The sequence below is a fragment of the Aurantiacibacter suaedae genome (genome assembly GCF_005434915.1).
GTDB lineage: Bacteria > Pseudomonadota > Alphaproteobacteria > Sphingomonadales > Sphingomonadaceae > Alteraurantiacibacter > Alteraurantiacibacter suaedae.
The window spans coordinates 884,628-903,678 of record NZ_SKCG01000002.1 but is presented as its reverse complement, the minus strand read 5'-3'; the positions used below and the strand labels follow the sequence as shown (position 1 = coordinate 903,678).

Here is a 19,051-nt window from a genome sequence, read left to right as displayed (position 1 = left end):
TTGTATGGTGGCGGACCTTCGCGGTTAGGCGACGGCGGCCTTGGTTCGCAAGGCGGCGAAAGAGGCATCGCCTGGAAAGCTCTGCGCAAAGTGCGCCAGCGTTCCCTTGCGTGCGGGGCCGAGCGGGCTCGCATCCATCGCCCAGCCGCCTTGGGTGGAGAGATACCAGAGCGCAGGCGTCGCCCCGAGCAGCGCGGCGTAGTCGATCTGGCGCTTGGGCAGGTCGATCACTTCGCGGTAAATCGCGGCCAGCTGCTGCGCGGACTGGCGCGGGTTGCGCGTTGCGGCCATGGCCTCGGCTGCGGCCACACCCATCGTCATCACCTCGCCGGGATTGGCGAGCATCCAGCGCAAGCGTTCGGCTGCTGCATCGACGCTCGTTTCCACAAAGCCGGTGCGGCCGTGCTCGACGATGGCGCGTTCGGCAGGGTTGTCGAACACCAGTGGCACGCAGCCCAGGCTCATGGCCTCGACCAGCGCGTTCTCCGCTGTGCCGAAATGCTCGGGCTGGAGCAGGTAAAGGAAGATGCCGGTCTGCCGCAGGGCTGCTTCGGGATCGGCAGCGTGGCCTTCAAAGCGGACCGCTTGCGAGCGATGCGCGAGCACCTCGCTATCTGCATCGACGGCTCCCCACAGCGAGACCGGCTCAGCCGCCCCCGCGCGCTCGACCACGGCGAAAAAGTCGCGGCTCAACTTGGAAAAGTCGACCGTACCGAGATAACCTACCCGCCCGGCGCGGCGCAGGCTTGGCCTGCCGCTCGATCCGAACCCGAAGCCCGAATTGACGACGTCGATGCGTCGGCGCGTTTCTTCCGACAGACCGCTAACGGCTGGCCGGGCCACCGAACAGGATGAGGTAAACAGGAACCGCTCAGGCGCGCTCACCAGCGCGGGCGGAATGAAAGGCGCATGAAGGCCCGAGACGTGCGACCAGAACACGGTGCAACTGGCAGGCAAGGCCCAGCGGACCAGCGCCTCATAGAGCTTCGGGTGGTTCCACCATTCGACCTGGAGAATGTCCGCCTCGGCAATCAGCGCACGCGCCTCGGCGGGCGTCGGCGCAACGGTCACCTCGGCCCCCGCCGCGATCACCGCATCGACATAACGCCGATCACGCGGCTGCTCGAGCAGCACATAGTGCCGCCGTACGTCGCCCCCGTCCGCCCCGCACAGCGCGGAGTGGGCCTTGCCCACACCTCCGCCGAGATGGGCGACGAGGTGGACGATCCTCATTCGGCAGCGATCCGGTCAGGGTTGAAGCGGCCACCCGGAGCCTCGACACTCGGGTTGAGTGCCACTTCGCGCTTGAACTTTTCGAGCAGCATCGGGCGATATGCGTCGACATTGTCGGGCAGGCAGTGGGTGAGCTGGCCGCAGCCGCCGCACACGCCGTTCTCGCAGCGCCGCCCTTGCAGGTGCTGCAGGCGCAGCGCGTTCATTTTCTCCGAATTCCAGATTTCGCGCATCGACTGTTCGCGCACGTCGCCGATGATCAGCTTGCGGCCCCAGTCGAGGAAGCACGAGGAGACCAGCCCGTCGGCATTCACGGAATAGCCGTAAAAGATATAGGGGCAGGTGTCGGTGGGCGTCACGTCCTGCTGATAGATGCCCTTCGAGATGGTGACGCCGGTGTGCGCCTCGATGTCGAACTCGGGCCAGCACGGCGCGAAGTTCTCGACGAAGATGCGGTCGCAATAGTTGCCGAAGGTGTCGAAAAACTCTTTTTTCTGGTCTTCCGTGATCAGCTCGCCGGGGATCTTGATCGAGATCTCCATCTCGCCCTTGTTCTCGTACACCCACTTCACGTTCTTCACGAACTCGGGGAAGTTGAAGTCGAACCCGGTGAATTCCTTGTACTGCGCATTGGTCATGCCATCGACCGAGATGTTGATCCGGTCGAGGCCCGCCTCGATCACCGGTCCGGCGCGCTCGGGCGTCATCAGGGTGCCGTTGGTGGTGGTGTCGATATAGAGGATATGGTCGGCCTGCTTGGCATAGCGGACCATGTCGGCCAGCCGCTTGTTCAGGAACGGCTCGCCGTCCTTGTACATGCGCAGCACCTTGATCGGGTCGGGGAAGGCGGCAAGGTCGTCCACCACCTTGGTGAAGACGTCATACTTCATCGCGCCTTGGTAGCGGCCCGTTTCGGCGATCATGTCGCGGTGGCCGGTGGGGCAGAACTTGCACTGGAAGTTGCAGGCGCTAGCCGGGTCGACGAACACCACAAAGGGCGTGGCGAGGGGGATCACCGTTTCGAGCGGGGTCCGCCCCTCAAGGTTGATGCGGGGCTTGAGCTGCGCTTTCATAGGAACTCCCGGAGTTTGGGTGATTGTTCGAGGTTGCACACGCCGACGACCGCCGCCGGATCGCCGGGGCGTGGAGGCTGGGTGCCGAATTGAAGCAGGTCGCGCCGTCCGTAGTGGTCGGCGATGGTCTCGGCGAACTGGCGTACGCTCTGCGCCTCGCCAGAGCAGATGTTGATCACGCCCGTCTGTCCCGTTTCGACCACGTTGGCGATCATCGCCCCGGCGGCGCGCACGTCGAGGAAGTCGCGCAGCTGGGTGCCGGCGGAGAGCCGGGCAACCTCGCCCGAACGCAAGGAGCGGTGGAGATAGGCCCCGATCCGGTCAGGGTGCTCGTCTTCGCCGTGGAGGTAAAACAGGCGGCACCAGCTGAATGCGACATCGTGCAGCGCCAGCCATTCGCGCATCTGGTGAAAGGCGGAAACCTTGCAGGCGGCGTAGAAATTGCCCGGTTCGAGCGGGGTATCGACGCTCAGCGCTTCGCCAGGCAGGCGATATTCCATGCAGGTGCCCAACCCGATCACGTGGCGCACACCGGCCAAGCCCGCGCCCTGCGCCAGCGCGAAGCTGCCGCTCACACAGGCGGCATTCTCGGCAGAGTGGAGATATTTGCCGTGCTCGACATACCAGGCGGCATGGATCACCGCGTCGACGCCCTCGCAGGCCTCGGCCCACCATTGCGGATCGTGCGCGAAGAGGTCGGATGTTGCGATGGTTTCGGCGTGCGCTGCCAGTCGCTCTTCCGAGCCCGGCCGAATGGTCGCGCGCACCGCATGGCCCGCCTGCGCGAGGTAGCGATGGATCGCCCGACCGACAAAGCCGGTCGCTCCGGTGAGCATCACGGTGCTCATGCAGGGGCCAGGGTTCGCACTGTAATCACACCGAATTTCTAACTGATTTTGGTTAACACTTTCCTTAGGACTTGCTGGGATAAGTCCGGGGAATGGCGGGATGGGGCCGCCTTGCGAATTGCGAAACGGGGTGCTCCCCTAGCGCGCATTCCGCGAGGCATAGCCAGGCTCTTGTCTCGACCTTCTGTTAACGAGAACGACCGGAGCCGATGAGCCTTAAGGACCACACAGGATTTCGCCAGACGCAGACGAGCCGCTATGGCGAGCGCGCCTTCCTCGCGCCCCCGTCACGCGAGGAAGGCCGCGCGCTGCTGGGCGAACTGCGATCCGCAACGTGCCGAGCCGCACCGGTTGCGCCACGCTCGCCGCTGGTGGTTTACGGTGGCGGCGACATGGGCCGCATGGCGCGCGACTATTTCACGCTGCTCGGCCACGAGATCGCGCTGGTGGTCGACCGGAATGCCGAGGTCCTGCGCGCCGATGCTGCGTGGGCCGGTCTCACCATCGCGCACCCGGACGAGGTTTCTTGCGAACTGAAGCAGACCGCGCAGCTGGTGCTGTGCGTCGCCACCGCCCCGTTCAAGCCACTTGAGCTGGAGCTTGCCGCGCAGGGCTGGACTGACATCGTGCCCTTCTACGATGTGGCCGAAAGCCAGCGCGCACGCCATCCGCTATCGAACGGCTGGTTTGCCAGGAATATGGTCCAGGCGGACTATGCCGCGACCTGCGAGGTGCTTGACCTGTGGGACGACGACCTTTCGCGCGCCTATCACCTGCAGTTTCTCGCCTGGCGTATCGCGCGGGAAGAATGGACCTTTGATGGTGCCCCGATCGAAGGCCATAACCGCTTTTTCATTCCCGAGATTATAGAACGCATTGATGCGCTCGCCAGCTTCGTCGATGGTGGCGCGCACCATGGACAGGTTTCGCGCAAGTTCGCCGACCTGCGCGGATTGCGCGCCACCTCCGTTGTCGCGATCGAGCCCGATCCTGCGAACCTTGCAGCATTCGATTGCGACGGGGCCGAGGTCTATCCTCTCGCGCTGGGTGCCACAGCGGGCGAACGCAGCTTCCATGCCGGCCTCGGCTATGCCTCACAGTTTGCCGCGAGTGGCGCGAACACCTTGCCTTGCGTCACGCTGGACAGCCTCGACCTCGCCCCCGACTTTATAAAGCTGCACCTCGAAGGCGGCGAGCTTGCCGCGCTCAAGGGCGCGCTGGAGACGATCCAGCAGCACCGCCCGGTTCTTGCGATCACCACCTATCACAACGCCGATGGCATCTGGCGCACGCCTGCCTGGCTCATGGAGAAGCTCGACGGCTACCGCTTCCTCATGCGCGTCCATTCTTGGTGCGGCACCGGCGCGGTCGTCTACGCCCTGCCCGAGGAGCGTGCCTGACGCCATGCCCCGCTTTGCCCGCAACAACGGCCTGATCTTCGACCTCGGCATGAACAACGGGGACGATACAGACTACTATCTGAAGCTCGGCCACAAGGTCGTTGCGCTCGAAGCTAATCCCGCCCTGTGCGAACAGGCGGCCAAGCGCTTCGCCCCGGCCATTGCAGAGGGCCACCTTACGGTGGTTCACGCGGCGATCTGGGAAAGCGCGGGCGAGACGCAGTTCCTCGTCAATCTCGACAACGATCACTGGAGCAGCATCGACCCCGGCTGGGCAAAACGTGACGACAGCGCCTGCAAGGCCATTACCGTCGAATGCGTGACGCTTGCCGATCTGTTCGCCAAGCATGGTGTGCCGTTTTATTGCAAGATCGACGTCGAGGGCGTCGACCAGATCGTGCTCGATCAGCTCGCCCATGCCGAGGTGAAGCCCGAGTTCGTCAGCGTCGAGGACTGCCGTTTCGGCTTCGACTACATGGCGACGCTCGATGCCTGCGGTTACACCGGTTTCAAACTGCTCGACCAGTCGGCCGTGGCAGGCCGCACCGACCCAGCCACCGGCCACACGTTCCCCGCCGGTTCGTCTGGCCCGCTCGGGCGCGATATCGCGGGCGACTGGCTGCCCTACCCATCCATGGTGGAACACTACGCCGCAACCGTGCGCGACCGCGAAGGCAACCGCCTCGCCCCGCGCACGCAGTGGTGGGACATCCACGCCGCTGCCCTAGCTTGATCGAAGGACTATCCGCATGTCTGCCAATGCCGATTTCGCAAAATATGTTCAGGACAATATCCGCGGGATCGGGGAAGACCCTGCCTTCCTCGGTATGACCAACATCTGGCTGCGCGAGGCGATCCGCCACAACTATGCGCAGAACTTCACCTGGCTGGGCCGCCCGATCATTCAGGTGCCGCAGGACCAGTACGCAATTCAGGAGCTGATCTGGACCGTGCGCCCCGATCTCATCATCGAAACCGGCATCGCCCATGGCGGCTCGCTGATCCTGTCGGCCTCGATGCTGGCCATGCTCGACTATTGCGACGCGGTGGAAGCGGGCCAGCCGCTCGATCCGCGCGCCAGCAAGCGCAAGGTGGTGGGCGTCGACATCGACATCCGCCCGCATAACCGCGAAGGCATCGAACAGCATCCGATGGCGCACAAGATTGTCACCATCGAAGGCTCGTCCATCGCAGAGGACATATTCGCCAAGGTGAAGGCCGAGGCCGAGGGCCACGAGACAATCATGGTCTTCCTCGATTCCAACCACACCCACGATCACGTGCTGGCCGAGCTGGAGCTTTATGCGCCGCTGACCTCGAAAGGCTCCTACTGCGTGGTGTGGGATACGGGCGTGGAAGACCTGCCCGATGCGATGTGCGCCGACCGGCCCTGGGGAAAAGGCGACAATCCGAAAACCGCCGTGTGGGAATACCAGAAGCGCCTCGCCGCCGAGGGCCGAACGGGCGCGGATGGCGAGCCGCTCAAGCTCGAACTCGACAAGACCATCGAGAACAAGATCGTGATCACCGCCTCGTGCGACGGGTTCCTGCGCCGCGTCTGACGCCATACGGCCACCGAAAGGTCACAAACCAACGGCATATCGGCCATGCGCCCGATTGACTTAGTCCGGCTGCAGGTGCCAATGGCGCTCAGCACCTGAAAGTCTGGAGATGATGATGAGCAAGCACGTCCTCGAAAAGCTCGCCGAAACCAATCCCGAATGCGAGATCTGGTGGGACAGCTCGCCGCTCGTGTTCCCGAGCTGGAAGGAAGAGACACTCGCCGCCGCGCCCGAAGGCAAGCGCGCCGACTGGGAAGCGCAGCTCACCCGTTTCTATGACCCCGCGAACCCTGCCGAGATGGGCTTCCGCGGCGTCACCACCAATCCGCCGCTCAGCCTGCAGGCCGTGCAGCTCGATCCGCAGGGCTGGCGTCAGCTGGTGCTCGATATTGCCAAGGCCGACAAGGCGCTCGATGTTGAGGGCGTGTACTGGCAGATGTACCTCCAGCTGGTGAAGAAGGGCGCCGATGCTATCCTGCCCGCCTTCAAGGCCTCGGGCGGCAAGTATGGGATGCTTTCAGGCCAGGTCGATCCGCGCTTCGTCACCGATGGGGAGGCAATGTTGGCGCAGGGCCTGTCGATCGCCGCAATGGGCGAGAACGTAATGGTCAAGCTGCCCGGCTCGAAGGAAGGCTATGAAGTCCTGGAAGAGCTGACCGCGCGCGGCATCTCGACCAACAACACCACTAGCTTCACCGTCGCCCAGTATTCGCGCTGCATGGCTGCCGTCACCGCTGGCCTTCAGCGTGCGAAGGCTGCGGGCACCGATCTTTCCAACTGGCGCAGCGTCATCACCCACATGTCGAGCCGTCTGGGTGAAAAGGGCGACTGGAAGCTCGAAGCCAAGCTGCGCGGGATCGACCTCTCGCTCGACGAGATTCGCGACGGCGAGGAAGCCGTGCTCAAGCGTGCCTACTGGTACGGCAAGGATAGCGGCCACCCGTCGAAGATGCTGCAGTGCTCGATGCGAGTCGAAAAGGACAAGGACGGCAACACCGTGTCGCGCCACATTCAGGACTTCGCCGGCGGCGATTTCGTCTACACCTGTCCGCCGGGCTACATCAAACAGCTGATGGATGTGGAAGACGAACTGGCCCCGTTCGACCCCAAAGCTATCGAACGCGAGCCGAACAAGGCCAGCATCGAAAAGCTCATGAAGCTGCCCAGTTTCCGCCAGGCTTACGAGTTCGAGGGGATGAAGCCGCACGAATTTGCAAGCTATGGCAGCTTCATGACCACGGCGACGGAATTTGCCGCTGCCACCCGGCAAACGGTCGACTTTGTGCGCTCGGTTGTCGAAGGCTGATGCACTAGGCGTGTTCACCTACCCATAAATGCTGTCAGTATTTACCCTTCGGGTGAATACTGACAGCATGCAATGGGTCGCACCAACAGATAGACAGAATCACAATCTGTTTGCGCTTGCACGTCCTCGGACGCAGGCGCCCGCAGATTCGTCCGCTCTGCCCGCTCTTGCAGCATCGCTTGCCCGCGCTCTCGATTGCGAGACAGTGGTGGTACGCCTGCGCAATTGGTCGCACCAATGGACCAGCGCACAATATGGCACCACCGGCTTGGGCTGCCTGCTGGAGCAATCGATCGCTCTTACCGCCGCAGACCATGCCGGGCCGCTGATCGCATCAGATGCAGCCAAGCACCCGCTGTTGAGGGATCACCCTCTGGTTACAAGCGGTGCCAAGGTTCACTCCTTCGCTGGCATTGCCGCTTTCGCGGAGGCCGATGAAAGCGGGCTTGGCGAAGCGGTCGGCGTGATCTGCGCGCTTTCGCACGAGCGGCGCGAGTTCGGCCCGCAGGCCACCGCACTGCTTGAAAGCTTCGCGGAGCTGATGGCATCGCTCTATGCGCAGCACATCGATCTCTATCGCCACGCTCACGCCAGCAAAGCTCTTGAGGAGGACGTGGAGACGACGCGTCGCCTGCAGCGGCAATTCCGTCAGGCCGAGCGGATGGCGGCCATCGGCTCGTGGCGCCTGTCGTTCGACGGAAACCAAATCAGCTGGTCCGAAGGCGTCTATGCGATCCACGAGTTACCGGTTGGAGAAGAAGTTCCGTTCGCCGATGCGGTCGATTTCTTCGCCCCGGCAGACAGGGCTACGGTGCGAACGAGCATCGAACGCGCGATGGAGACTGGCGAAAGCTACGATTTCGAAGCCGACTTTGTGGGTGCGAAGGGCACACACAAACGGGTGCGGGTGTCGGGCGAGGTCGAAATCGTCCACGGTCAGCCCACCGCACTCGTCGGCGTCCTTCAGGATGTCAGCGACAAGCACAAGCTGATCCAGGAGCTGGAGTATCGCGCCCAGAACGATGCCCTCACCGGCCTGGCGAACCGCGACCGCTTCACGGAGAAGCTCGCCCACGTCGTGCGCTCGACGATAGAAAGCAGGGCGCCGCTGGGTGTCGTGCTCATCGATCTGGACGATCTGCAGTCGGTCAACGACAATGCCGGGCGCGCCGCAGCGGACGCGTTGCTGTGCCGCGCCTCGGCTATCCTGCGCAGCAATTGGCTGATGGGAAGCTTCGCCGCTCGTCTGAGTGAAAACCAGATGGTGCTGCTGCTGCAGAACGACCAGCACCTGACCGACCTTCCTTCGCTGCTCGACAGGCTGGCGGGAGAGCTGGCGGCCCCGATCGAGTACAACGGAAAGGCCGTACCGACCGGCGCTTCGCTGGGGGCTACGCTTCTCCACGAAGGCGGCGCATGTAGCGGAAACGAGCTGCTGGAGCACGCCGATCGCGCGCTCTACACGGCCAAGCGCAACCGAGACGCACGCTTTCACATTGCCTGCGCTCTCGCCTGCGGGGACTGCGAGGTCAGCGACAATCAGGATGAACCCAACGCCCACCGCGCATTCCGCGCTGCCTGATAGCGCGGCACCTCAGCGATGCCGCGCCGGATAAGCCGTCAGTCGGACCAGTAAAGCCGGTTCGGGTTGGTCACGAGCAGCTTCTGCTGCAATTCTTCGGTAGGCGCGATGCGCGGGATCATATTGACCACGTGGCCATCGTCGGGCACTTCGTCCTGCATGTTCGGATGCGGCCAGTCGGTGCCCCAGATCACGCGGTCCTGATAGTCTTCGACCAAGGGGGCGACGGCCTCGGCAAAGGCATCCCACGGGTCGCCCTGCCCGCCTTCCTTGATCGCGTCGAGGCGATCTGGGCAGGTCGGCTTGAACCAGATGTCGTCGCGGCTTTCGAGAAAGCTGCGGAAGGCCTTCATATCTGCGCCATCCGGGCCCTGACGAACATCGGGGCGGCCCATATGGTCGATGACCAAGGGCACGGGAATCGCGTCCATGAATGGGCGCAGTTCCTCAAGAATGTCAGCCTCGAAATAGATCACCACGTGCCAGCCCGCAGGCAGCCGCTTGCTGACTTCGAGGAACTTGTCCTTAGGCGCGTTGTCGACCAATCTTTTGAGGAAATTGAAGCGTATACCGCGCATCCCGCCCTGGTGCAGTGCCTGCAGCTCATCCTCCGAAATGTCGGGGTCGACCACGGCCACACCGCGCGCCTTGTTGCCCGCCTTCGCGATGGCATTCAGCGTGGCGGCGTTATCGGTGCCGTGGCAGCTCGCCTGCACAATCACGTTCTTTTCGAAGCCGAGATGGTCGCGCAGAGCAAACAGCATTTCCGGCCCGGCGTCCGCAGGAAGATACTTGGCCTTCGGTGAAAAGCCGAAGGGGTCCATCGGCCCGAACACGTGGCAATGCGCGTCCACCGAGCCCGGCGGGGGCGTGAAGCTCGGCTTGCTGGGATTGGGATGCCACGAAACAATACGGTCAGACATACAATTCTCCAAGGCCCCGACTCCGCTCATCCTGAGCTTGTCGAAGGATTGTCTCTACTTCCGGTTCCCGAACTCTAGACGAAAACCATCCCGTCCATCAGCTTGCGCGCGGTGCGCAGCAGGGCCGAGCTGGCAACTTCGCCATTGTCGTCCATCGTCATCACACAGCTCATCTCGCCGCTGGGATGCTCGATGCTCAGCGTCTTGACCTTGCCCTCGGGGATCTGCGCCACCTCGGCAGCGGGCGAACCCTCCACCAGGCAGGCGGTCGCCGCCGTCACGGCGCCCAGCACGCCGATCGAGGCATGGGCGCGATGCGGAATGAACACGCGTGTGGTGACAGCGCCGCCGTTCTTGGGAGGGGCGACCAAGGTCATCTTGGGGACCGACTTTTCTGTCACATCGCCCAGATTCATCAGCGGCCCAGCGGCAAGGCGGATGCTCTCGATCTTGGCACGGATATCGGCGAAGCCGTCGCCCTCCATCTCCTCGCGCGTTTCATAGCCGGTAGCGCCCACGTCCTCGGCCTTGAACACGATGCAGGGCATCCCGTTGTCGATCAGCGTGCAGCGCACACCCTCGATCTCGTCGACCGGATTGCCCGTGGGAAGCAGCGCGCCGCAGCTCGATCCGGCGGTGTCGCGGAATTCGAGCGGAACGGGTGCGTGGCTGCCTGGCACGCCGTCGATTTTGGCATCGCCCTTGTAAGTCGGCATGCCGTCTGGCGTCTGGACGGTCGCCACCGCGACCTGTCCTGTGTTTTCCATGTAGATCGCCACCTTCGTTTCGGCGCCGGTAGCATCCACCAGGCCTTCTTCGATGGCAAAGGGGCCGACCCCTGCAAGGATATTGCCGCAATTCTGCGCATCACTGACGATAGCCTGATCGACGAAAACCTGAAGAAACAGGTAGTCGACATCGATGCCTTCGCGTTCCGACCTCTTCACGACAGCGACCTTACTGGTGAGCGGATCAGCCCCGCCCATGCCGTCTATCTGGCGTGGGTCAGGACTTCCCATCACGCGAAGCAGGAACTCGGCCCGTTCCTTCTCGTCGGCAGGCAGGTCGGAGGCGACGAAGTAGCCGCCTTTCGACGTACCGCCGCGCATCCATTTAACTGGTGCGAAAGACTGGCTCATTAGATCAGATCCACTTCAGGCCCATGTCGGTGAGCTTCTGGCGGAAGCCGTACATGTCCAGACCGAGCACGCCATCGGCCAGCTTCTGGCGCTTCTCTTCCTCGTTCGCTTCACGCGCCTGCGCTTTCTTGAGCACCTCTTCGGCCTCTTCGCGCTTCACCACGCAGACGCCGTCGTCGTCGGCCACGATAATGTCACCGGCACGGATGAAGGCTCCGGCGCAGACCACATCGACGTTCACACTGCCGAGCGAAGCCTTGATCGTGCCTTGCGCGAACACGCGCTTCGACCAGACCGGGAAGTCCATCTCAGTGAGGTCGCGCACGTCGCGAATGCCGGCATCGATGATGAGGCCTCGCACGCCGCGCGCCTGTGCCGAGGTGGCGAGCAGATCGCCGAAATAGCCGTCTTCACACGGCGATGTGGGCGCGATTACCAACACGTCGCCTTCCTGGCACTGCTCGATCGCGGCATGAACCATGTAGTTATCGCCCGGCGGCACCGAGATCGTGATCGCCGAAGCACCGATGCGCGCGCCGGGATAGATCGGACGCATGTAACTGGCGAGTAGCCCCTTGCGGCCCTGCGCCTCGTGAACGGTGGCCACACCGCACTTGCCCAGAGCACTAACGACTTCGGGATCGGCCCGTTCGATCTTGGTGACGACAACGCCCATGGCTAGCGATTCTCCTGCTGGTTTACCTTTGCCGGCTGACTGAACCCGCGCTCGGACAAGGTCAAGCCGGTCACGTGAGAAGTTGTAAGCATCACATACAATTGTTAGAGGGATAGCGGAGAGAGCGATGAGCGTGAAAGATTCGAACACAATTGCCCCCCGCGTGGCGCTGATCGGCTTCGGTGAGGCTGGATCGACCTTTGCCCGCGCCGGTGAATGGGCTGGTCATGCCAAGGGCTGGGACTTGCTGGCCGCGCGCCGCGCCGCCATGGCCGATTGGCGGGTGGAAGCGGGCGCAGATGCCGCCGAGGGGCTGTCCGAAGCCGAGCTGATACTCAGCCTCGTCACTGCCGATCAGGCGCTCAAGGCCGCGCAGGACTATGCTCCTCTGCTGCCCGATGGCGCGCTGTTCTGCGACATGAACTCGGTCGCGCCGGGCACCAAGCAGGCGGCGGCTGAAGCGGTGGAAGCGGCCGGGGCCAGTTACGTCGATGTCGCGGTGATGGCGCCGGTCGACAAAGCGCTGGCCGTGCCGCTGCTGATCGCGGGCGAGCACGCCGCCGAAGCCGAAGCAATGCTGCACGCACTTGGCTTTTCGAACACCCGCGTAGTCGGCCCCGAGATCGGGCAGGCCAGCGCGATCAAGCTGTGCCGCTCGGTGATGGTGAAGGGGCTGGAGGCGCTGACCGCCGAGATGGTGCTGGCGGCTAACAACGCGGGCGTACTGGACGAGGTGCTCGCCAGTCTCGACGCGAGCGAAAAGCCGGTCAACTGGCCGACGCGCGCGGACTACAACCTTGACCGGATGCTGATCCATGGCCAACGCCGTAGTGCGGAAATGGCCGAGGCAGCGCGCATGTTGCGCGACCTTGGCATCGATCCGCTGATGACCGACAACACGGTCAGCCGCCAGCAGGCTCTGGGCACGCTGGGCATCAGCCCGCCACCCGATGGCCTCGCCGCCAAGCTGATCGCGATTAACGACCGGACCCAGTCCGAGGGAGAAGAGAGCAAAGCATGAGCCTTATCATCGACTGCCACGGCCATTACACCGTCCTGCCCAAGGGCCACGATGCGTGGCGCGAGGAGCAGAAGGCCGCCTACAAGAACGGCACCGAGTGCCCGCCTTACCCTGAGATTTCCGATCAGGAGATCATCAACACGATCGAGGCAAACCAGCTCAAGCTGATCAAGGAGCGCGGAGCCGACTTCACGATCTTCTCGCCGCGCGCCTCCGCCATGGCCCCGCACGTGGGCGATCAGGCTGTGGCGAGCGAATGGGCGCGCCGCTGCAACGATCTCATTTACCGCGTCACCCAGCTGTTCCCCGATACCTTCATCGGCGGCTGCATGTTGCCGCAAAGCCCGAAAAGCGATCTTTCCGAAAGCGTGAAGGAGCTGCGCCGCTGCGTCGAGGAAATGGACTTCGTGGTCTGCAACCTCAACCCAGATCCGGGCGGCGGCCACTTCGAGCACCCACCGCTTACCGACGAATACTGGTTCCCGCTGTACGAGGCGATGGAAGAGCTGGACGTGCCCGCGATGATCCACGTCTCGGGCAGCTGCAATCCGGCCATGCACGCCACCGGCGGGTATTATCTCGCCGCCGACACCGTGGCTTTCATGCAGCTTTTGCAAGGCGACCTGTTCAGCCGCTTCCCCAAGCTGAAGATGATCATCCCGCACGGCGGCGGCGCGGTGCCCTATCACTGGGGCCGCTATCGCGGGCTTGCCGACATGCTCAAACAGCCGGCGCTCGACACGCACCTGATGAACAACGTGTTCTTCGACACCTGCGTCTACCACCAGCCGGGCATCAACCTGCTGGCCGACGTGATCGAGAACAAGAACATCCTGTTCGGCAGCGAAATGGTCGGCGCGGTGCGCGGGATCGATCCGCAGACCGGGCACTATTTCGATGACACCAAGCGCTATGTCGACGCGCTCGATATTTCCGCGGAAGAGAAGCACATGATCTTCGAGGGCAATGCCCGCAAGGTCTATGGCCGCCTTGACGCGGTGCTGGCGAAAAAGGGCTACTGATGAGCGAGGGGCCGGTCATTGCCCACGGCTTCGCCAAGTGCGAGAAGCCGGAGCGCTATATCCAGCAGCTGGTCAAGCACTGGAGCCACAAGATGGCGGCCACCTACGACGAAGATGATGGGATAGGGGCGTTCCCCTTTTCCGACCTCGATAGCGCGGTGCTGATGGCGCGGCCCGAAGGCATCGCCATCACGCTCACCACCGCCGAGGCGGAGCGCAATGTGCACATGCGCGGCGTGCTCGAAGAACACATCGATCGCTTCGCCTTCCGCGAGGCCCCGCTCACATACGATTGGAAAGAGGCAGAGGACTGCTGAGATGACCGAGAAGAAGAAAGAACGGATCAACATCCACGAATATCTCGCCGAGTTCGACGATATTCCGGGCACCCGCGTGTTCACCGCGCAGCGCGCACGCAAGGGCTATTGGCTCAACCAGTTCGCGATGAGCCTGATGAAGGCCGAAAATCGCGAACGTTTCAAGGCCGACGAAAAGGCCTATCTCGACGAATGGAACCTCAGCGATGCGGCGAAGCAGGCCGTGCTCGATCGCGATTACAACGCGATGATCGATGAGGGCGGCAACGTTTACTACCTGTCGAAGCTGTTCTCGACTGACGGGAAGAGCTTCCAGTTCGCCGCCGGCTCGATGACCGGCATGACGCAGGAAGACTATGCAAAGATGATGATCGACGGCGGCCGCGCTCCGCACGGTGTCCGCTCGATCAAGGGAGGCTACTGAACATGGCACGCGTAACAACAGGCATCACGTCCAGCCACATCCCGGCGCTCGGCGCCGCGATCCAGACCGGCAAGACCGGCGATGACTACTGGGGTCCGGTGTTCGATGGCTACAAGGCCATCAAGGACTGGATCAAGCAGCCCGGCAACATGCCCGACGTCGTGGTGCTGGTTTACAACGACCACGCCTCGGCCTTCGACATGAACTGCATTCCGACTTTCGCGATCGGGTGTGCCGAGAGCTTCAAGCCTGCCGACGAAGGCTGGGGCCCGCGCCCCGTGCCCGAAGTGATCGGCCACCCCGATCTCGCTTGGCATATCGCGCAGAGCCTGATCCTCGACGATTTTGACATGTGCATCTTCAATCAGATGGATGTCGATCACGGCTGCACCATTCCGCTCTCGATGATGTTCGGCGAGCCCGAAGAATGGCCGTGCAAAGTCATTCCGCTGCCGGTCAACGTCGTGACCTATCCGCCGCCCTCGGGCGCGCGCTGCTTCGCGCTGGGCGACAGCATCAAGGCTGCGGTGGAGAGCTTCCCCGAAGACCTCAACGTCCACGTCTGGGGCACGGGCGGCATGAGCCACCAGCTTCAGGGCCCCCGCGCTGGCCTGATCAACAAGGAGTTCGATCTGAAGTTCATCGACCAGCTGATCAACGACCCCGACACGCTCGCGAAGATGCCGCACATCGAATATCTGCGCGAAGCGGGCAGCGAAGGCATCGAGCTGGTCATGTGGCTGATCATGCGCGGCGCGCTGGGCGACAAGGTGAAGGATCTGTACAACTTCTACCACATCCCCGCCTCGAACACCGCGCTCGGCGCGCTGATCCTGCAGCCGGAAGAGACCGCTGGCGAAGCGCTTGATCCGCGCGTGGTTCACTCGGGCCACTCGCTCGCGACAGCGGCGGAATAATCTCGGAACCGGGTCGGCCCGCCGTGCGCTTGTCATAGTGACAGGCTCAGGCGGGCCGATCGCATTTCACGGCGCCCACCGACCGGGCGCGACATCCGCAACAGGAGACGATCCTCATGAAAATTGCACTCGCCGGCGGCGGCGCATTTGGTGAAAAGCACCTCGACGGACTCAAGAATATCGACGGCGTGGAAGTGACCGCGCTGGTCGGCCGCACCATCAACAAGACCCAGGCCATGGCCGACAAATACGGCATCGGCTATGCCACCACCGATTACGAAGAGATGCTGAAGCGCGACGATGTCGACGCGGTAATTCTCTGCACGCCCACGCAGATGCACGCCGATCAGGCGATCAAGGCGATGGATGCGGGCAAGCACGTTGAAGTCGAGATTCCGCTGGCCGACAGCTGGGAAGATGCCGAAGCCGTTCTCAAGAAGCAGGAAGAAACCGGCCTTGTCTGCATGGTCGGCCACACCCGCCGCTTCAATCCCTCGCACCAGTACGTGAAGCAGCAGATCGAAGCGGGCAAGTTTAACGTCCTCTCGATGGACGTGGAGACCTACTTCTTCCGCCGCGAAAACAAGAACGCCAAGGGCGAGCCGCGCAGCTGGACCGACCACCTGCTGTGGCACCACTCGGCGCACACGATCGACATCTTTCAGTACATGACCGGCGCGAAGGTGATCGCGGCCAACATCCTGCAAGGCCCCAAGCACCCCGATCTCGGCATCGCGATGGATCAGTCGATCCAGATGAAGACCGACAAGGGCCAGATCCTGACCCTGTCGCTCTCGTTCAACAACGAGGGGCCGTTCGGCACCTTCTTTCGCTACATCGGCGACACCGCGACCTATCTCGCGCGCTATGACGATCTGTTCAACGGCAAGGACGAGCCCATCGACCTGTCGGGCGTCGACGTGCCTTCGAACAACGGCATCGAATTGCAAGACCGCGAATTCATCGCCGCGATCCGCGAAGGGCGCGAGCCGAACAGCTCGGTGAAGGGCGTGATCGAATGCTATCGCACAATCGGCAACCTCGCCGCCAGCCTCGAAGAGCAGGACGGCTGGTCCTGATTCTGACGCGGGGGTAGACCCGTAAACCAAGCCATTTTGCGGCCGCGCTGCTCGACGTGGCGCGGCCGCAAGTGTTTACAGCAACGCACACACCAAGGGGAATCCATATGAAGCGCAGACTCGCTGGCCGCGAAGTCCATCCCATCGGCCTTGGCTGCATGAACCTCTCGTGGGCCTACGCCACCCCGCCCGCGCACAAGGTGAAGGTCGAACTGCTCAACAAGGCGCTCGATCTCGGTTACGATCATTTCGACACGTCCAACATCTATGGCGGCGGCAAGAACGAGGAACTGCTAGCCGACGCGATCATGCACCGGCGCGACGAGTTCCTGCTTGCGAGCAAGTGCGGGATCGTGGTCGAGGGGCCGAAACGCGGTGTCGATTGCAGTCCCGAGAGCATTGCCGAGAACCTCGACAAGAGCCTCGCCCGGCTGAAGACCGACCATGTCGACCTCTATTACATGCACCGCTTCGATCCCAAGGTGCCGATTGCTGATTCGGTCGGTGCGATGGTGCGGGCAATGGAAGCGGGCAAAATCGGCGCCTACGGCGTGTCCGAGTGGTCTGCCGCGCATATTCGCGAGGCCCATGCGGTGCACCCGGTTGCCGCCGTCCAGCCAGAATATTCGCTGTGGACGCGCAACGTCGAACTGGGCGTGCTCGACACCTGCAAGGACCTGGGCATCGCGCTGGTCGCCTTTTCCAGCACCGGACGCGGCGCTCTTGGCGGCGCGCTGCGCGATCCGAGCACGCTGGAAGAGAAAGACCTGCGCACCAAGATGCCGCGTTTCAACGCCGAAAACTGGCCGAAAAACCTCGCCGTAATCGAGCAGTTCGAGGCGCTGGCGAAAGATGTGGGCGTGGCCCCGGCGCAGCTTGCCAACCGCTGGGTGCTCGAACAGGGCGATAACGTTCACGCCATTCCCGGCACCACCAGCATCGCGCATATGGAAGAGAACTTCCACGCGGCGACGGTCGAGATTCCTGCCGATGCGATCGCGAAGGCTGGCGAGATCATCAACCATTCGACGGTTCACGGACACCGCTATCACGAAGCGATCCGGCCCACGATCGACACCGAGGAGTTCGAGGACGCATAACGCCCCTCGTACCGGCAAGTCTTGGGAGAGGCTGGCATGACAGACCTGCGCGCCCGCATCGGCTATAGCGAGCGGACCGAAAAGAAGCCCTACTTCTACGCCAACGCGCACGAGAAAGACTTCGTGCCGCTGGCGCCGGAAGAGGTGACGATACGCGATGCGCGCGGGCGTGACTGCTCGCTCGACGTGGAAGGTTTCACGCTAGTGGAGCACGAAAGCACCTTGAGCGACCTCACTGATATGGAAGCGGTCAAAAGCGTTCATACAAGCGAGATTGCCGAGCTGCTGACCTCGCTCACCGGCTGCGATCACGTTGCGATGAGCCCCATGGGCATCCTGCGCTTTTCCGAAAGGCAAGGCTTGAACGCGGCGCACGACAATTCGCACCCCGCGCGCTTCGTTCATGTCGATATGGCGAAAGAGGCCGCCGCCGCCATGCGCGAAAAGGCCGCACCGCGGGGCAAGACCGTGGTCCGCAGCGCGCAATACAATGTTTGGCGGGTGCTAAGTGATCCGCCGCAGGATGTGCCGCTGGGGCTATGCGACTTTGGCTCGCTCGCGCCCGAAGACCTGATCGATTGCGAGGCGATCTTCGACCCGCTCGACGGCAGCGCTGAGTGGGGCTTTGCCAACTATCTGCTCGCGCACAACCCGGCGCATCGCTGGTTTTACTATGCAAACATGCACCGCGGAGAAGCGCTGGTGTTCAAGACCAGCGAAAGCGACCCGGCCCGCGCGCAGCTAATGCCGCACGGCGCTTTCGATAATCCGCTGGCAGGGCCGGACGCCCCAGCGCGGATCAGCCTGGAAATGCGGGGCACGACATATTGGTTCGGCTGAGCAAAAAAAGCGGGCACCAGGCGCGATATGTCGCCCGGTGCCCGCAGCCGCGCAGGGGTGCTGGCGCGCGGCATATGAAGGAGTTGGCCTCAGGCGCCCGGATCGCCCTGTGCGCTGGCAATCGCAAGCTGGACGCGCTGCGCAAGCTCCGGATTACTGCGGGCGGCATCGGAGATTTCGTTGAATCGTTGCGGCGCAAGCCCGCTCTGTTCGAGCACCGCGAGAGCGGCGTTCTGGCGTGCCTCGGCATCGAGCGAAGCATCGCCATGCAGCTCGCTGATCTCAACCGCGGCCTCGGCATATATGCCGATTTCCTCGTCAGTGAAGCTGGCAGCATCCGTCATCGGCGCTTGGGCGCCCGCTGTGCTGTCCGCCATCTGCGCGACTGCTGGCGACGCGAGCAGCAAACCACCGGCGGCAAGTGTCACGAAAGTCTTCATATTTTCACTCCTTGGTCTGGACCGTGCGGGCTACTGGCGCCCGGTTGGTCTGAGTTGAGCAGGCCCGCGGGGATGTGCAATCGCGCCAGCGACAGGACGGGCAGGGAGAAAGACCAAAAAGCAGCTTCTGTGCCGCACGCACGACGAAG

Annotated in this window: 20 protein-coding genes; 13 read left to right on the top strand and 7 right to left on the bottom strand. The window is 63.0% G+C overall.

Annotated features, from left to right (window positions below):
• Nucleotides 1-24 precede the first annotated feature (24 nt).
• Genes E0473_RS10710 through E0473_RS10700 form a run of 3 tightly spaced genes read right to left on the bottom strand, consistent with a single transcriptional unit; the run spans nucleotide 25 to nucleotide 3,154 of the window.
• The gene (locus E0473_RS10710) at nucleotides 25-1,233 is read right to left on the bottom strand and encodes a glycosyltransferase (protein ID WP_137680825.1); all 1,209 of its coding nucleotides are present in this window, start codon (nucleotides 1,231-1,233) and stop codon (nucleotides 25-27) included.
• Nucleotides 1,230-2,306 (bottom strand): radical SAM/SPASM domain-containing protein, encoded by a 1,077-nt coding sequence (locus E0473_RS10705; RefSeq protein ID WP_137680824.1) that lies wholly within the window; start codon nucleotides 2,304-2,306, stop codon nucleotides 1,230-1,232. Before E0473_RS10705 ends, E0473_RS10710 begins: the two co-directional genes overlap by 4 nt.
• Nucleotides 2,303-3,154, bottom strand: coding sequence for an NAD-dependent epimerase/dehydratase family protein (locus E0473_RS10700; RefSeq protein ID WP_137680823.1), 852 nt, complete (start codon nucleotides 3,152-3,154; stop codon nucleotides 2,303-2,305). Before E0473_RS10700 ends, E0473_RS10705 begins: the two co-directional genes overlap by 4 nt.
• Nucleotides 3,155-3,363: 209 nt before the next feature.
• Here E0473_RS10700 and E0473_RS10695 point away from each other — a divergent pair, with 209 nt between their 5' ends.
• From E0473_RS10695 to E0473_RS10675, 5 genes are all read left to right on the top strand, one after another.
• Nucleotides 3,364-4,554 (top strand): FkbM family methyltransferase, encoded by a 1,191-nt coding sequence (locus tag E0473_RS10695; RefSeq protein WP_137680822.1) that lies wholly within the window; start codon nucleotides 3,364-3,366, stop codon nucleotides 4,552-4,554.
• 4 nt (nucleotides 4,555-4,558) lie between these two features.
• Nucleotides 4,559-5,287, top strand: coding sequence for an FkbM family methyltransferase (locus E0473_RS10690; protein WP_137680821.1), 729 nt, complete (start codon nucleotides 4,559-4,561; stop codon nucleotides 5,285-5,287).
• A 16-nt stretch (nucleotides 5,288-5,303) separates the two neighbouring features.
• Nucleotides 5,304-6,116, top strand: a complete 813-nt coding sequence (locus tag E0473_RS10685) for a cephalosporin hydroxylase family protein (RefSeq protein ID WP_137680820.1) — start codon at nucleotides 5,304-5,306, stop codon at nucleotides 6,114-6,116.
• A 115-nt stretch (nucleotides 6,117-6,231) separates the two neighbouring features.
• The gene (locus E0473_RS10680; protein WP_161981574.1) at nucleotides 6,232-7,422 is read left to right on the top strand and encodes a transaldolase family protein; all 1,191 of its coding nucleotides are present in this window, start codon (nucleotides 6,232-6,234) and stop codon (nucleotides 7,420-7,422) included.
• Between the two features lie 28 nt (nucleotides 7,423-7,450).
• Nucleotides 7,451-9,004, top strand: coding sequence for a diguanylate cyclase domain-containing protein (locus E0473_RS10675; RefSeq protein WP_137680818.1), 1,554 nt, complete (start codon nucleotides 7,451-7,453; stop codon nucleotides 9,002-9,004).
• A gap of 38 nt (nucleotides 9,005-9,042) precedes the next feature.
• Here the strand turns inward: E0473_RS10675 and E0473_RS10670 are convergent, their stop codons facing one another.
• The 3 genes from E0473_RS10670 to E0473_RS10660 all read right to left on the bottom strand — a co-directional run bounded on the left by E0473_RS10670 (nucleotide 9,043) and on the right by E0473_RS10660 (nucleotide 11,742).
• Nucleotides 9,043-9,927, bottom strand: a complete 885-nt coding sequence (locus E0473_RS10670) for an amidohydrolase family protein (protein WP_137680817.1) — start codon at nucleotides 9,925-9,927, stop codon at nucleotides 9,043-9,045.
• 74 nt (nucleotides 9,928-10,001) lie between these two features.
• Complete coding sequence (locus tag E0473_RS10665) at nucleotides 10,002-11,066, bottom strand: 4-oxalomesaconate tautomerase (protein ID WP_137680816.1); 1,065 nt, start codon at nucleotides 11,064-11,066, stop codon at nucleotides 10,002-10,004.
• A 4-nt stretch (nucleotides 11,067-11,070) separates the two neighbouring features.
• Nucleotides 11,071-11,742: a 4-carboxy-4-hydroxy-2-oxoadipate aldolase/oxaloacetate decarboxylase gene (locus E0473_RS10660; protein ID WP_137680815.1), complete on the bottom strand. Its 672-nt coding sequence runs from the start codon at nucleotides 11,740-11,742 to the stop codon at nucleotides 11,071-11,073.
• Nucleotides 11,743-11,869: 127 nt separating this feature from the next.
• Here E0473_RS10660 and E0473_RS10655 point away from each other — a divergent pair, with 127 nt between their 5' ends.
• From E0473_RS10655 to E0473_RS10620, 8 genes are all read left to right on the top strand, one after another.
• Nucleotides 11,870-12,763, top strand: a complete 894-nt coding sequence (locus tag E0473_RS10655) for a DUF1932 domain-containing protein (RefSeq protein WP_421721786.1) — start codon at nucleotides 11,870-11,872, stop codon at nucleotides 12,761-12,763.
• The gene (locus tag E0473_RS10650; protein ID WP_137680814.1) at nucleotides 12,760-13,785 is read left to right on the top strand and encodes an amidohydrolase family protein; all 1,026 of its coding nucleotides are present in this window, start codon (nucleotides 12,760-12,762) and stop codon (nucleotides 13,783-13,785) included. Before E0473_RS10655 ends, E0473_RS10650 begins: the two co-directional genes overlap by 4 nt.
• Complete coding sequence (locus tag E0473_RS10645; RefSeq protein ID WP_137680813.1) at nucleotides 13,785-14,102, top strand: DUF2218 domain-containing protein; 318 nt, start codon at nucleotides 13,785-13,787, stop codon at nucleotides 14,100-14,102. Before E0473_RS10650 ends, E0473_RS10645 begins: the two co-directional genes overlap by 1 nt.
• Before the next feature lies 1 nt (nucleotide 14,103).
• Nucleotides 14,104-14,526 (top strand): protocatechuate 4,5-dioxygenase subunit alpha, encoded by a 423-nt coding sequence (gene ligA, locus E0473_RS10640; RefSeq protein WP_137680812.1) that lies wholly within the window; start codon nucleotides 14,104-14,106, stop codon nucleotides 14,524-14,526.
• A gap of 2 nt (nucleotides 14,527-14,528) precedes the next feature.
• A complete protein-coding gene (locus E0473_RS10635; protein ID WP_137680811.1) occupies nucleotides 14,529-15,443 on the top strand; it encodes a class III extradiol dioxygenase subunit beta in 915 nt (304 codons plus the stop codon).
• Between the two features lie 116 nt (nucleotides 15,444-15,559).
• On the top strand, nucleotides 15,560-16,522 hold the full coding sequence (locus E0473_RS10630) for a Gfo/Idh/MocA family oxidoreductase (protein WP_137680810.1): 963 nt from the start codon (nucleotides 15,560-15,562) through the stop codon (nucleotides 16,520-16,522).
• Between the two features lie 107 nt (nucleotides 16,523-16,629).
• Nucleotides 16,630-17,622, top strand: coding sequence for an aldo/keto reductase (locus E0473_RS10625; RefSeq protein ID WP_137680809.1), 993 nt, complete (start codon nucleotides 16,630-16,632; stop codon nucleotides 17,620-17,622).
• A gap of 36 nt (nucleotides 17,623-17,658) precedes the next feature.
• Nucleotides 17,659-18,462 (top strand): CmcJ/NvfI family oxidoreductase, encoded by an 804-nt coding sequence (locus tag E0473_RS10620; protein WP_137680808.1) that lies wholly within the window; start codon nucleotides 17,659-17,661, stop codon nucleotides 18,460-18,462.
• A gap of 89 nt (nucleotides 18,463-18,551) precedes the next feature.
• Here the strand turns inward: E0473_RS10620 and E0473_RS10615 are convergent, their stop codons facing one another.
• Complete coding sequence (locus E0473_RS10615; RefSeq protein WP_137680807.1) at nucleotides 18,552-18,902, bottom strand: DUF4168 domain-containing protein; 351 nt, start codon at nucleotides 18,900-18,902, stop codon at nucleotides 18,552-18,554.
• Between the last annotated feature and the right edge of the window lie 149 nt (nucleotides 18,903-19,051).

Coding starts and splice junctions, on each gene's coding strand:
- E0473_RS10710 (WP_137680825.1), bottom strand. CDS start 1,233: ATGAGGATCGTCCACCTCGTCGCCCATCTCGGCGGAGGTGTGGGCAAG.
- E0473_RS10705 (WP_137680824.1), bottom strand. CDS start 2,306: ATGAAAGCGCAGCTCAAGCCCCGCATCAACCTTGAGGGGCGGACCCCG.
- E0473_RS10700 (WP_137680823.1), bottom strand. CDS start 3,154: ATGAGCACCGTGATGCTCACCGGAGCGACCGGCTTTGTCGGTCGGGCG.
- E0473_RS10695 (WP_137680822.1), top strand. CDS start 3,364: ATGAGCCTTAAGGACCACACAGGATTTCGCCAGACGCAGACGAGCCGC.
- E0473_RS10690 (WP_137680821.1), top strand. CDS start 4,559: ATGCCCCGCTTTGCCCGCAACAACGGCCTGATCTTCGACCTCGGCATG.
- E0473_RS10685 (WP_137680820.1), top strand. CDS start 5,304: ATGTCTGCCAATGCCGATTTCGCAAAATATGTTCAGGACAATATCCGC.
- E0473_RS10680 (WP_161981574.1), top strand. CDS start 6,232: ATGAGCAAGCACGTCCTCGAAAAGCTCGCCGAAACCAATCCCGAATGC.
- E0473_RS10675 (WP_137680818.1), top strand. CDS start 7,451: ATGCTGTCAGTATTTACCCTTCGGGTGAATACTGACAGCATGCAATGG.
- E0473_RS10670 (WP_137680817.1), bottom strand. CDS start 9,927: ATGTCTGACCGTATTGTTTCGTGGCATCCCAATCCCAGCAAGCCGAGC.
- E0473_RS10665 (WP_137680816.1), bottom strand. CDS start 11,066: ATGAGCCAGTCTTTCGCACCAGTTAAATGGATGCGCGGCGGTACGTCG.
- E0473_RS10660 (WP_137680815.1), bottom strand. CDS start 11,742: ATGGGCGTTGTCGTCACCAAGATCGAACGGGCCGATCCCGAAGTCGTT.
- E0473_RS10655 (WP_421721786.1), top strand. CDS start 11,870: ATGAGCGTGAAAGATTCGAACACAATTGCCCCCCGCGTGGCGCTGATC.
- E0473_RS10650 (WP_137680814.1), top strand. CDS start 12,760: ATGAGCCTTATCATCGACTGCCACGGCCATTACACCGTCCTGCCCAAG.
- E0473_RS10645 (WP_137680813.1), top strand. CDS start 13,785: ATGAGCGAGGGGCCGGTCATTGCCCACGGCTTCGCCAAGTGCGAGAAG.
- ligA (WP_137680812.1), top strand. CDS start 14,104: ATGACCGAGAAGAAGAAAGAACGGATCAACATCCACGAATATCTCGCC.
- E0473_RS10635 (WP_137680811.1), top strand. CDS start 14,529: ATGGCACGCGTAACAACAGGCATCACGTCCAGCCACATCCCGGCGCTC.
- E0473_RS10630 (WP_137680810.1), top strand. CDS start 15,560: ATGAAAATTGCACTCGCCGGCGGCGGCGCATTTGGTGAAAAGCACCTC.
- E0473_RS10625 (WP_137680809.1), top strand. CDS start 16,630: ATGAAGCGCAGACTCGCTGGCCGCGAAGTCCATCCCATCGGCCTTGGC.
- E0473_RS10620 (WP_137680808.1), top strand. CDS start 17,659: ATGACAGACCTGCGCGCCCGCATCGGCTATAGCGAGCGGACCGAAAAG.
- E0473_RS10615 (WP_137680807.1), bottom strand. CDS start 18,902: ATGAAGACTTTCGTGACACTTGCCGCCGGTGGTTTGCTGCTCGCGTCG.